Raw genomic sequence first — 12,432 nt, 5'->3', positions numbered from 1 at the left:
GCGCGCCGGGAGGCAGGAGCGTGGAGATGCGGGGGAGTGCGAGGAGGAATGAGGGAGGCGGGATCTGTGACCCCCGGAGCGGACGATAAGGTGGCGCTCCGCGTCGTACGAGCGGCGTAAAGAAGCTTGTCTACAGGGGGAACTACCAGGTGAGCACGGGCACATCGACGGGTTTCTGCCGAGTCACCGTCGCAGCGCCGGACAGTCGTATTGATGTGGCGCTGCCGGAGGACCTGCCGATCCAGGACATCTACCCGGAGATCATCAGGCTCTCGGGCATGGTCCAGTCCGACGGCAGCCTCGCCGGCTACCACCTCGTACGCCGCGACGGCCATGTGCTCGACGCGAGCCGGTCGTTGCTGGAGCACCGGATCAGGGACGGCGAGGTGCTGCTGCTGCGCACGTTCGCCGACTCGCTGCCGCCGGCCGTCCACGACGACGTGGTCGACGCGGTCGCCACCGCCGTCAAGCAGGACCTGCGCGGCTGGAACGACAACCTGATGCGGGTCGCGGGTCTGGTCTCCGGCGTACTGCTGCTGGCGATGCTCGGCTTCGTGTTCTGGTTCGCGGACCCGCTGCGGCACGACATGCACGGCCTCCAGGGCATCGTCGCCGGTGTGGTCGCGCTGACGCTGACGGCCCTCGCGGGTGTACGCGGCCGGGTGTACGACGACAGAGCCTCCGCCGTCGCCCTGGGCATCGCCGCACTGCCGCACGCGCTCATCGCGGGCTCCGGTGTCATCCCGCAGGATGCCGGTGAAGGCCCGGGGAGGTTGCAGTTCCTGGTCGGCTGCGTCGCCGTACTGCTCTTCTCCGTCGTACTGATCATGCTGCTGCCGCAGGGGGACGCCCCGTTCGTCGCCGCGGCGCTGGCCGCCGCGATCGGCACCCTCGCCGCGTTCGGCGGAGTACTCACCGAGGCACAGCCCCGCGAGATCGCCGCCGTCACCTCGGTCGTCGCCCTGGCCGTCGTCGGCTTCCTGCCGGGCTGGTCGGCCCGCTTCGCCAAGCTGCCGATCGGCTTCCGCAACCCGGAGGACCTGGCCAGGGCCCGCCGCGAGGGCCAGGAGGGCAACCTCGAGGCCGTCGACGTACAGCGCATCGTCGCCCAGACCAGCCGCGGCCACGAGCTGCTGCTCGGCCTCGTCGGCGGCTGCGCCGTCGTCATCCTCGGCGCGGGCGGCGCGGTGCTCGGCTTCAGCGACAGCGGCTGGGCCCAGCTGATGGCCCTAATCACCGGCCTCGCCGCGATGCTCCGGGCACGCCTGTTCCGCTACACCGCGCAGGTCACGTGCCTGCTGGTGGCCGGCGTCCTCACGATGGGCCTGCTGATCCTCGGCCTCGCGATCTCGCCGCCGCTCGGGATCATCGCGGACCTGGCCCAGGGCAACTCCGCGGGCATCGACGTACGGACCCTGTGGCTCGGCGCCTCGGTCGCGGCCGGCGCGATGCTCCTGATCGCGATCGCCCTGATCGTTCCGCAGAAGGGGCTCTCCCCCTTCTGGGGCCGCATGCTGGACCTGGCGGACTCGCTGGTGCTGCTCTCCCTCATCCCGATCTGCCTGGCGGTCCTCGACGTGTACGCCAAGGTCCGCGGCGGCTTCTGACCCGTGCGGCCCGCCGTCAGGGGCACTCGCTTCTGCTGGTAAGCTGCATGACGGCCGCTTGTGTATGCGCCCCCGGACATCCGGAGGCTGCGCCCAGCGGATCCCCGCCTCCCGAGTAACGGAAGCTCCCCAGAGAATTCGACCTGGGGCACTCGATGGCAATACGAAGACCAAGAGGAGTACGCGTGCCGCTCGACGCCGCTACGAAGAAGCAGATCATGACCGAGTTCGCTCAGAAGGAAGGCGACACCGGCTCCCCCGAGGTCCAGGTCGCCATGCTTTCGCGCCGGATCTCGGACCTGACCGAGCACCTGAAGACGCACAAGCACGACCACCACTCCCGTCGTGGTCTGCTGATCCTGGTCGGCCAGCGTCGCCGCCTGCTGCAGTACCTGGCCAAGAAGGACATCCAGCGCTTCCGTGCCCTGGTCGACCGCCTCGGCATCCGCCGTGGCGCGGCCGGCGGCGCCAAGTAAGACGGACGTCGTGAAGGGAGCGGTACCCCACTTCCAGGGGCCGCTCCCTTTGCTGTACGTGCGAGACGTACCGGACGCTCAGTAGTCTGGTCGTACAACGAAACACAGAAGCACGAGCGAGAAGCGGCTTCCCCGCCGCCGGTCCTCGGTAGTGGCCCCCGGAGCACATCGACACCGGGGTCTTCGATCGAAGACCGGCCCGCAGCTGAAGCGCTTCTCCGCCACTGTCCCCCCGCCACACGGGCGACGGGGACGAAAGACGAAAAGTATCGGAGATAACGCTAGTGGAGAACGAGACCCACTACGCCGAGGCCGTCATTGACAACGGTTCCTTCGGCACCCGCACCATCCGCTTCGAGACGGGCCGCCTGGCCAAGCAGGCCGCCGGCTCCGCCGTGGCGTACCTGGACGACGACACCATGGTGATGTCGGCCACGACCGCTTCCAAGAAGCCCAAGGACCAGCTCGACTTCTTCCCCCTGACGGTGGACGTCGAGGAGCGGATGTACGCAGCCGGAAAGATCCCCGGCTCCTTCTTCCGTCGTGAGGGCCGGCCCTCCGAGGACGCGATCCTCACCTGCCGCCTGATCGACCGCCCGCTGCGCCCCTCCTTCAAGAAGGGCCTGCGCAACGAGATCCAGATCGTCGAGACGATCATGGCGCTCAACCCCGACCACATGTACGACGTGGTCGCGATCAACGCCGCCTCCTGCTCCACGATCCTGGCGGGCCTGCCCTTCTCCGGCCCGATCGGCGCCACCCGTGTCGCCCTGATCAAGGGCCAGTGGGTCGCCTTCCCGACGCACACCGAGCTCGAGGACGCCGTCTTCGACATGGTCGTCGCGGGCCGCGTCCTGGAGGACGGCGACGTCGCGATCATGATGGTCGAGGCCGAGGCCACCGAGAAGACGATCCAGCTCGTCAAGGACGGCGCCGACGCCCCGACCGAGGAGATCGTCGCCGCCGGTCTCGAGGCCGCGAAGCCGTTCATCAAGGTCCTCTGCAAGGCCCAGTCGGACCTCGCCGCCAAGGCTGCCAAGCCCACCGGCGAGTTCCCGGTCTTCCTCGAGTACCAGGACGACGTGCTGGAGGCGCTGACCGCCGCCGTCAAGTCCGAGCTCACGCAGGCGCTCACCATCGCCGGCAAGCAGGACCGCGAGAACGAGCTCGACCGCATCAAGGAGATCGCCGCCGAGAAGCTGCTCCCGCAGTTCGAGGGTCGCGAGAAGGAGATCTCCGGTGCGTACCGCGCGCTGACCAAGCACCTGGTCCGCGAGCGCGTCATCAAGGACAAGGTCCGCATCGACGGCCGTGGCGTCACGGACATCCGTACGCTCGCCGCCGAGGTCGAGGCCATCCCGCGCGTGCACGGCTCGGCGCTGTTCGAGCGTGGCGAGACCCAGATCCTGGGCGTCACCACCCTCAACATGCTCCGGATGGAGCAGCAGCTGGACACCCTTTCCCCGGTGACCCGCAAGCGCTACATGCACAACTACAACTTCCCGCCGTACTCCGTCGGTGAGACCGGCCGCGTGGGCTCGCCCAAGCGCCGCGAGATCGGCCACGGCGCGCTCGCCGAGCGCGCAATGGTGCCGGTGCTGCCGACGCGCGAGGAGTTCCCGTACGCGATCCGTCAGGTGTCCGAGGCTCTCGGCTCCAACGGCTCGACGTCCATGGGCTCGGTCTGCGCCTCCACCATGTCGCTGCTGAACGCCGGTGTGCCGCTCAAGGCCCCCGTCGCCGGTATCGCCATGGGCCTGATCTCGCAGGAGATCGACGGCAAGACGCACTACGTCGCCCTCACCGACATCCTCGGCGCCGAGGACGCGTTCGGTGACATGGACTTCAAGGTCGCCGGTACGAAGGAATTCGTCACCGCCCTCCAGCTCGACACCAAGCTGGACGGCATCCCGGCCTCCGTCCTGGCCGCGGCCCTCAAGCAGGCCCGCGACGCCCGCCTCCACATCCTCGACGTGATGATGGAAGCGATCGACACGCCGGACGAGATGTCCCCCAACGCCCCGCGGATCATCACCGTCAAGATCCCCGTGGACAAGATCGGTGAGGTCATCGGCCCCAAGGGCAAGATGATCAACCAGATCCAGGAGGACACCGGCGCGGACATCACGATCGAGGACGACGGCACCATCTACATCGGTGCCCAGGTCGGCTCGCAGGCCGAGGCGGCCCGCGCGACGATCAACGCGATCGCGAACCCGACCATGCCGGAGGTCGGCGAGCGCTACCTGGGTACGGTCGTCAAGACCACCACCTTCGGTGCCTTCGTCTCCCTGATGCCCGGCAAGGACGGTCTGCTGCACATCTCGCAGATCCGCAAGCTCGCCGGCGGCAAGCGCGTGGAGAACGTCGAGGACGTGCTCGGCGTGGGCGCCAAGGTCCAGGTCGAGATCGCCGAGATCGACTCCCGCGGCAAGCTCTCCCTCGTCCCCGTGATCGAGGGCGAAGAGGGCTCCGAGGCCGAGAAGGACGACGCCGACAAGTGACGTCCCGTAGTTCCGTGACGACGGCCCGCACCTCTTCGGAGGGGCGGGCCGTCGCCCGTACCCAAACGCTGCTCAAGGGCCAGAACGGCATCGGCACCGTCCGCAGGACCACCCTCCCGGGCGGCCTGCGGATCGTCACCGAGACCCTGCCCTCCGTACGGTCCGCCACCTTCGGCATCTGGGCGCATGTCGGCTCCCGCGACGAGACGCCCACGCTGAACGGCGCCACGCACTACCTGGAGCACCTCCTCTTCAAGGGCACCGAGAAGCGCAGTGCCCTCGACATCTCCTCCGCGATCGACGCGGTTGGCGGCGAGATGAACGCCTTCACGGCGAAGGAGTACACGTGCTACTACGCCCGTGTACTGGACACCAATCTCCCCCTCGCCATCGACATCGTCTGCGACATGCTGACGGGGTCCCTGATCAGGGCCGAGGACGTCGACGCCGAGCGCGGCGTCATCCTCGAAGAGATCGCGATGACCGAGGACGACCCGGGGGACGTCGTCCACGACCTGTTCGCCAGGACGATGTTCGGCGACACCCCACTGGGCCGCCCGGTCCTCGGCACCGTCGAGACCGTCGAGGCGCTGTCCGCCGACCGCATCCGCCGCTTCTACAAGAAGCACTACGACCCGACGCACCTCGTCGTCGCGGCCGCGGGCAACGTGGATCACGCCACCGTCGTACGCCAGGTCCGCAAGGCATTCGAGCGGGCCGGCGCCCTGTCCCGTACGGACGCGGTCCCGCTCGACCCGCGCGACGGCTCCCGCGTCATCCGCACCGCGGGCCGCGTCGAGCACCTGAACCGCAAGACGGAGCAGGCGCACGTCGTCCTCGGCATGCCGGGCCTGTCCCGCACCGACGACCGCCGCTGGGCGATGGGCGTACTGAACACGGCTCTCGGCGGCGGCATGTCGTCCCGCCTCTTCCAGGAGGTACGGGAGAAGCGCGGCCTGGCCTACAGCGTGTACTCGTACACCTCCAGCTTCGCCGACTGCGGACTCTTCGGCGTGTACGCCGGCTGCCGGCCGGGACAGGTCCACGACGTACTCAAGATCTGCCGCGACGAGCTCGAAAAGGTCGCCGCGGACGGTCTGCCCGACGAGGAGATCGACCGCGCCGTCGGACAGCTCTCCGGCTCCACCGTCCTCGGCCTGGAGGACACCGGCGCGCTCATGAACCGCATCGGCAAGAGCGAGCTGGCGTGGGGCGACCACATCTCCGTCGACGACATGCTCGCCCGGATGGCGGCAGTGACGCCCGACGACGTACGGGAGGTGGCCGCCGAAGTCCTTGGCCACCGCCCCTCGCTGTCGGTCATCGGCCCGCTGAAGGACAAGCAGGCCGACCGCCTGCACGAAACAGTCGCCTAGAGACGTCAGACAGAAAGAAGCAAGCAATGAGCAAGCTGCGCGTGGCCGTTCTCGGTGCCAAGGGCCGTATCGGCTCCGAGGCCGTACGGGCCGTCGAGGCCGCCGACGACATGGAACTGGTGGCGGCGCTGAGCCGGGGCGACAAGCTCGAAGCCCTCGTCGAAGCCGACGCCCAGGTCGTCGTCGAGCTGACCACCCCCGCATCGGTGATGGGCAACCTCGACTTCTGCGTACGCCACGGCATCCACGCGGTCGTCGGCACCACCGGCTGGACCGACGAACGCCTCGCGCAGCTCCGCTCCTGGCTCGCCGCCTTCCCGGAGACCGGCGTGCTCATCGCGCCCAACTTCTCCATCGGCGCCGTACTCACCATGAAGTTCGCCCAGCAGGCGGCCCCGTACTTCGAGTCCGTCGAGGTCGTCGAGCTGCACCACCCGAACAAGGCCGACGCCCCCTCGGGCACCGCGACGCGCACCGCCCAGCTCATCGCGGCGGCGCGCGCCGAGGCCGGCAGCGCCCCCCAGCCGGACGCCACGACCACCGCGCTGGACGGCGCCCGCGGGGCGGACGTGGACGGCGTACCCGTACACGCCATCCGCCTGCGCGGCCTCCTCGCCCACCAGGAAGTACTCCTCGGCGGTGAGGGTGAGACGCTGACGATCCGTCACGACTCCCTGCACCACAGCAGCTTCATGCCCGGCATCCTGCTCGGCGCGCGCCGCGTGGTGACCACTCCCGGCCTCACCTTCGGCCTGGAAAACTTCCTCGACCTGAACTGACGGCAGCAACAGCCATGCGCGCAAAAATCACCTACTTCACCCTCGCCGCAGTCCTGGTCGTCTACTTCTTCCTGGCCGGCAGCCGCGGGTACTTCCTCATCCGGGAAGGCACCGTCCTCACCGTCACCTTCGGCGTAGCGGTGCTGGTCCTTCCGGCCATCGGCATCTGGTTCCTCTGGCAGACCACACAGTTCGCCCGCAAGGCGGACGCGCTGTCCGCGAAGCTGGAGGCCGAGGGCGGCCTGCCCGTCGACGAGCTGGTACGCACGCCCAGTGGCCGCATCGACCGCGACTCCGCCGACGAGGTCTTCGCCCGGCGCCGCGCCGAGACCGAGGACGCCCCGGACGACTGGCGCTCCTGGTTCCGGCTGGCGATCGCCTATTACGACGCCCGGGACACCCCGCGCGCCCGCAAGGCGATGCAGCGGGCGATCGCGCTCCACGAGGGCAGGTAGGCCCACGCGAAAGGGGGCGTCCGACCGGACGCCCCCTTTCGCATGCGCTACCGCTGCTCAGACCGGCCGGTACTCGTCGCCCCAGGCCTCGACCGTGTCGGCCGCCCGGTCGAAGGCCTCCACCCGCGACAGGAAATCGGCGTTGTGATCGGTCAGCAACTGCAGCCGCTCACCGTTCTGCCGTACCAGTACGAGCGCCTGCCCCTGCACCGTGCGCGGCAGCCCGAGCCACCGCACCGGCTGCTGGACCGTACGCACGGTCGTCGCCCGGTCCCACGGCACCGTGGTCGTCGAGAAGAACCGCACGCGCCGCAGCCCGTGCCGGCTGACCCAGGCACCCACCCGCAGCAGTCGCAGGGCGCAGGCGATCACGACCACGGAGAGGCCCAGACAGACCCCCGCACCCGGCACCGCACCCGTAAAGGCGATAACCATCGCCGCCAGCAGTACGAACGACGAGAGGAGCAGCAGCAGGGCTGCCGCTCCTACGCGCCAGGGTCCGGGGCGATAGGGCCTGCGCCATTGATCGTGGTCGTCGAAGGGCAGGGCGACATCGTCGGAAGTCTCACCGGACGCTTCGAAAGCACGGTCGGCCGTCAGGAAGGGCAGGGGCACGACTGATCCTCACTCACCAGCACGCTCGATTGGGCTGTGCCCGGTGAGGCTACCGAGGAGGTCTTCGCCGGGCCACCCCAGGGGGCCCGGACGAGTCAGCGCCCCTCAACGGCGCTCAGCGCCCTTCAGCGGCCTCGGACTTCTGTGTCGCGCCCGGAGCCTGCGCCGGGTCCAGGGCGGGAACCCCGAAGAGCAGCGATCCCACCAGTCCGGCGACGACGGTGAGACCAATGAGCGTACGTCCGACGACCTGGGACGCACTCGGACGTTCGGGGGGCGGAGGGGTGACGTTACTGCGGAATCGGTCTGCCTCGGCAACGAATGCGAAGGGGACGGACTCTCGCCGGCGCAACATGGGGCGGTACTCCTTTGCTCATTTTGATCTGGTACCAGGGCTTCTAAAGGGACAGACGTACAAAGCTGTCGCTTGGTGCCCGATTTCCCCGAATCGGCCGAACAATGTCCCCCGACGGCCGACCGAGGCCGGACGGGCCGTCACTGTCAGCCCCGGCCCGTAGAGTGTGGGTCGCCCGAGCGATGTACATGGAAGGACCCCGCCGGTGACTGTTACCCCTGATGGCACCCCCACAGAGACCCCGAAGCCCAGCTTCCGCAGCGAAGTGACCGTCGAGCTGGTGAAGCACACCGCGAGCGACTCCGACGTGCTCTGGGCCGCCCGTGTCTCGACCGCCGGCGAGCAGTCCCTGGAGGAGCTGAGCAAGGACCCGGAGCGCTCCAAAGGCCTCATCAACTACCTGATGCGTGACCGGCACGGCAGCCCCTTCGAGCACAACTCGATGACGTTCTTCATCAACGCCCCGATCTTCGTCTTCCGCGAGTTCATGAGGCACCGCGTCGGATGGTCGTACAACGAGGAATCCGGCCGCTACAGGGAGCTGGAGCCGGTCTTCTACGTCCCCGGTAAGTCCCGCAAGCTCGTCCAGCAGGGCCGTCCCGGCAAGTACGAGTTCGTCGAGGGCACCCAGGCGCAGCAGGAGCTCACGACCCGCGCCATGGAGGACTCCTACCGCCAGGCGTACGACGCCTACCAGGAGATGCTCGCCGCCGGAGTCGCCCGCGAGGTCGCCCGCGCGGTCCTCCCCGTCGGCCTGTACTCCTCGATGTACGCGACATGCAACGCCCGCTCGCTCATGCACTTCCTCGGCCTGCGCACCCAGCACGAGCTGGCGAAGGTGCCCTCCTTCCCGCAGCGCGAGATCGAGATGGTGGGGGAGCAGATGGAGGCCCACTGGGCCAAGCTCATGCCCCTCACCTACGCGGCCTTCAACAACAACGGACGCGTCGCGCCGTAAGCCCTGGACACCGGCCTGAGTACAGATGTACGGACCTACAGTCCGAAGTGTCCGTATTGCCGCAGTTCAAGAATTTCATCTAGGCTGATCAAACGGACCCGGCACTGCTTGAACCCCCGAGCAGGCAGTGTCGGGTTCCACTTCCCGTACGTCTGACCTCCCCCGAGGGGACACGACGCGTTGAGCAGCGAGTAGCGTGTTACCCATGGCTCCGATCTCCACTTCGCAGACCCCCTTCGGGCGGGTCCTCACCGCCATGGTCACGCCGTTCACGGCGGACGGCGCACTCGACCTCGACGGCGCCCAGCGTCTCGCCGCCCACCTGGTGGACGCCGGCAACGACGGGCTGATCGTCAACGGCACCACCGGCGAGTCGCCGACCACCAGCGACGCGGAGAAAAACGACCTCGTACGGGCTGTACTGGAAGCCGTCGGAGACCGGGCCCATGTCGTCGCCGGAGTCGGCACCAACGACACCCGCCACAGCGTCGAGCTGGCCCACGCCGCCGAGCAGACCGGCGCACACGGCCTCCTCGCCGTGACGCCGTACTACAACAAGCCGCCGCAAGAGGGCCTGCTCCGCCACTTCACGGCCATCGCCGACGCCACCGGGCTCCCCGTGATGCTCTACGACATCCCGGGCCGCAGCGGTGTGCCGATCAACACCGAGACACTCGTCCGGCTGGCCGAGCACCCGCGGATCGTCGCCAACAAGGACGCCAAGGGCGACCTCGGCCGCGCCAGCTGGGCCATCGCCCAGAGCGGCCTCGCCTGGTACTCCGGCGACGACATGCTGAACCTGCCCCTCCTCTCCGTCGGCGCCGTCGGCTTCGTCTCGGTCGTCGGCCACGTCGTCACCCCCGAGCTGCGCGCGCTCCTGGAAGCCCACCTCGCCGGCGACGTACGCAAGGCGACGGAGATCCACCAGCGGCTGCTCCCGGTCTACACCGGCATGTTCCGCACCCAGGGCGTCATCACCACCAAGGCCGCCCTCGCCCTCCAGGGCCTGCCCGGAGGCCCGCTGCGCCTCCCCATGGTGGAGCTGACGCCGGACGAAGAGGCACAGCTCAAGCGGGATCTCGCGGCCGGTGGAGTAGAGCTCTAACCACAGACTTCACAACTGAATACGCAGGAAACCCACACACAACAGCAAGTGCACGAATGTCATGCGCGCCACGTGCCTCAGCGGTACGTGGCGTGTGTGGTGAGGAGAGTCTTTTGAGCCATCCGCATCCTGAACTCGGTACCCCGCCCAAGCTCCCGAAGGGCGGCCTGCGCGTCACCCCGCTCGGCGGTCTCGGCGAGATCGGCCGCAACATGACGGTCTTCGAGTACGGCGGCCGCCTGCTCATCGTCGACTGCGGCGTGCTCTTCCCCGAGGAGGAGCAGCCCGGCATCGACCTGATCCTGCCGGACTTCACGTCCATCAAGGACCGTCTCGACGATATCGAAGGCATCGTGCTCACGCACGGCCACGAGGACCACATCGGCGGCGTCCCCTTCCTGCTCCGCCTGAAGCAGGACATCCCGCTGATCGGCTCCAAGCTCACCCTCGCCCTGATCGAGGCGAAGCTCCAGGAGCACCGCATCCGCCCGTACACCCTCGAGGTCACGGAGGGCCACCGCGAGCGCGTCGGCCCGTTCGACTGCGAGTTCGTGGCGGTCAACCACTCCATCCCGGACGCGCTGGCCGTCGCCATCCGCACCCCGGCGGGCATGGTCGTCCACACCGGCGACTTCAAGATGGACCAGCTCCCGCTGGACCGCCGCCTCACCGACCTCCCGAAGTTCGCGAAGCTCGGCGAGGAGGGAATCGACCTCCTCCTCTCCGACTCGACGAACGCCGAGGTCCCGGGCTTTGTCCCGCCCGAGCGCGACATCTCGAATGTCCTGCGTACGGTCTTCGCGAACGCCCAGAAGCGCATCATCGTGGCCAGCTTCGCCAGCCACGTACACCGCATCCAGCAGATCCTCGACGCGGCCCACGAGTACGGCCGTCGCGTGGCCTTCGTCGGCCGCTCGATGGTCAGGAACATGGGCATCGCCCGCGACCTGGGCTACCTCAAGGTCCCGGCCGGCCTGGTGGTCGACGTAAAGACCCTCGACGACCTCCCGGACCACGAGGTCGTCCTCGTCTGCACCGGCTCGCAGGGCGAGCCGATGGCCGCCCTGTCCCGGATGGCCAACCGCGACCACCAGATCCGCATCGTCCAGGGCGACACGGTAATCCTGGCGTCCTCCCTGATCCCGGGTAACGAGAACGCGGTCTACCGCGTGATCAACGGCCTGACCCGCTGGGGCGCCAACGTCATCCACAAGGGCAACGCCAAGGTCCACGTCTCGGGCCACGCCTCGGCCGGCGAGCTGCTGTACTTCTACAACATCTGCAAGCCGAAGAACCTGATGCCGGTCCACGGCGAATGGCGCCACCTGCGCGCCAACGCGGAGCTCGGCGCTCTGACCGGTGTTCCCAAGGACCACATCGTCATCGCCGAGGACGGCGTGGTGGTCGACCTGATCGACGGCCGGGCGAAGATCGTCGGCAAGGTCCAGGCGGGCTATGTGTACGTCGACGGCCTATCGGTCGGCGACGTCACCGAGACCCATCTCAAGGACCGCCGGATCCTCGGCGAGGAGGGCTTCATCTCGGTCTTCGTCGTGGTCGACACCGCGACCGGCAAGATCGTGGGCGGCCCGAACATTCACGCCCGCGGCTCCGGCATCGACGACTCGGCCTTCGCGGCCGTCGTCCCGCGGATGGAAGAGGCCATCGCCAAGTCGGCCCAGGACGGCGTCCTGGAGACGCACCAGATCCAGCAGATGATCCGCCGCACGGTGGGCAAGTGGGTCTCCGACACCTACCGCCGGCGTCCGATGATCCTGCCGGTCGTCGTCGAGGTCTGACGCCGCCGTAGCACGTCAACTGGGGGCGGGGCACCTCGATTTGCATCGGGGCGCCCCGCTCCAGTACGTTTACGGCTCCTCCTGAACGGGAAGCCCGGCGCACTGGTGCGTCTGGTACTACCCGAACGGGGCGGGAATTCCGACTCAGAACTTCTGATAAAGTCGGAGTCGCCGGAAAGGGAAACGCGAAAGCGAAGAACTGGAAAGCGCCGAGGAAGTCGGACACGAAAGAGTCTGATAGAGTCGGAAACACGAAATACCGAACGAAAGCCCGGAGGAAAGCCCGCGAGGGTGAGTACAAAGGAAGCGTCCGTTCCTTGAGAACTCAACAGCGTGCCAAAAGTCAACGCCAGATATGTTGATACCCCGGCCCACCTCTGGTGGGTTGGTGGTTCGTTTGAAA

At 68.1% G+C, this 12,432-nt stretch carries 11 protein-coding genes; 9 read left to right on the top strand and 2 right to left on the bottom strand.

Annotated features, from left to right (window positions below; translation table 11 throughout):
• The first annotated feature begins 149 nt into the window (after positions 1-149).
• From eccD to J7E91_RS32150, 6 genes are all read left to right on the top strand, one after another.
• Entirely contained in the window at positions 150-1,607 is a 1,458-nt protein-coding gene (eccD, locus tag J7E91_RS32175; RefSeq protein ID WP_214910430.1) for a type VII secretion integral membrane protein EccD, read from the top strand.
• 185 nt (positions 1,608-1,792) lie between these two features.
• A complete protein-coding gene (gene rpsO / locus J7E91_RS32170) occupies positions 1,793-2,083 on the top strand; it encodes a 30S ribosomal protein S15 (RefSeq protein ID WP_018551846.1) in 291 nt (96 codons plus the stop codon).
• A 284-nt stretch (positions 2,084-2,367) separates the two neighbouring features.
• A complete protein-coding gene (locus tag J7E91_RS32165) occupies positions 2,368-4,587 on the top strand; it encodes a polyribonucleotide nucleotidyltransferase (protein WP_214910429.1) in 2,220 nt (739 codons plus the stop codon).
• Entirely contained in the window at positions 4,584-5,963 is a 1,380-nt protein-coding gene (locus J7E91_RS32160; RefSeq protein ID WP_214910428.1) for a pitrilysin family protein, read from the top strand. Before J7E91_RS32165 ends, J7E91_RS32160 begins: the two co-directional genes overlap by 4 nt.
• Before the next feature lie 26 nt (positions 5,964-5,989).
• The gene (dapB, locus tag J7E91_RS32155) at positions 5,990-6,742 is read left to right on the top strand and encodes a 4-hydroxy-tetrahydrodipicolinate reductase (RefSeq protein ID WP_214910427.1); all 753 of its coding nucleotides are present in this window, start codon (positions 5,990-5,992) and stop codon (positions 6,740-6,742) included.
• 14 nt (positions 6,743-6,756) lie between these two features.
• On the top strand, positions 6,757-7,197 hold the full coding sequence (locus J7E91_RS32150; RefSeq protein WP_214910426.1) for a tetratricopeptide repeat protein: 441 nt from the start codon (positions 6,757-6,759) through the stop codon (positions 7,195-7,197).
• Positions 7,198-7,254: 57 nt separating this feature from the next.
• On the opposite strand, the gene J7E91_RS32145 is transcribed toward J7E91_RS32150, so the two are convergent.
• Together J7E91_RS32145 and J7E91_RS32140 are read right to left on the bottom strand one after the other, a co-directional pair.
• Positions 7,255-7,812 (bottom strand): hypothetical protein, encoded by a 558-nt coding sequence (locus J7E91_RS32145; protein ID WP_214910425.1) that lies wholly within the window; start codon positions 7,810-7,812, stop codon positions 7,255-7,257.
• A 115-nt stretch (positions 7,813-7,927) separates the two neighbouring features.
• Positions 7,928-8,167: a hypothetical protein gene (locus tag J7E91_RS32140; RefSeq protein ID WP_214910423.1), complete on the bottom strand. Its 240-nt coding sequence runs from the start codon at positions 8,165-8,167 to the stop codon at positions 7,928-7,930.
• 205 nt (positions 8,168-8,372) lie between these two features.
• Between J7E91_RS32140 and thyX the strand changes: the two genes are divergently transcribed.
• The 3 genes from thyX (at position 8,373) to J7E91_RS32125 (ending at position 12,029) form a co-directional block, all read left to right on the top strand.
• Positions 8,373-9,125 (top strand): FAD-dependent thymidylate synthase, encoded by a 753-nt coding sequence (gene thyX / locus J7E91_RS32135; protein ID WP_214910421.1) that lies wholly within the window; start codon positions 8,373-8,375, stop codon positions 9,123-9,125.
• Between the two features lie 205 nt (positions 9,126-9,330).
• Positions 9,331-10,230 carry a 4-hydroxy-tetrahydrodipicolinate synthase gene (dapA, locus tag J7E91_RS32130; protein WP_214910420.1) on the top strand — a complete coding sequence of 300 codons (900 nt, stop codon included), beginning with the start codon at positions 9,331-9,333 and terminating at the stop codon, positions 10,228-10,230.
• Between the two features lie 113 nt (positions 10,231-10,343).
• Complete coding sequence (locus J7E91_RS32125) at positions 10,344-12,029, top strand: ribonuclease J (RefSeq protein WP_214910419.1); 1,686 nt, start codon at positions 10,344-10,346, stop codon at positions 12,027-12,029.
• Positions 12,030-12,432: the final 403 nt, after the last annotated feature.

It is taken from the genome of Streptomyces sp. ISL-99, from assembly GCF_018614005.1.
GTDB classification, from domain to species: Bacteria; Actinomycetota; Actinomycetes; order Streptomycetales; family Streptomycetaceae; genus Streptomyces; species Streptomyces flavidovirens.
The sequence above is the reverse complement of the archived record's forward strand: the minus strand, read 5'-3'. Positions and strand labels throughout refer to the sequence as shown.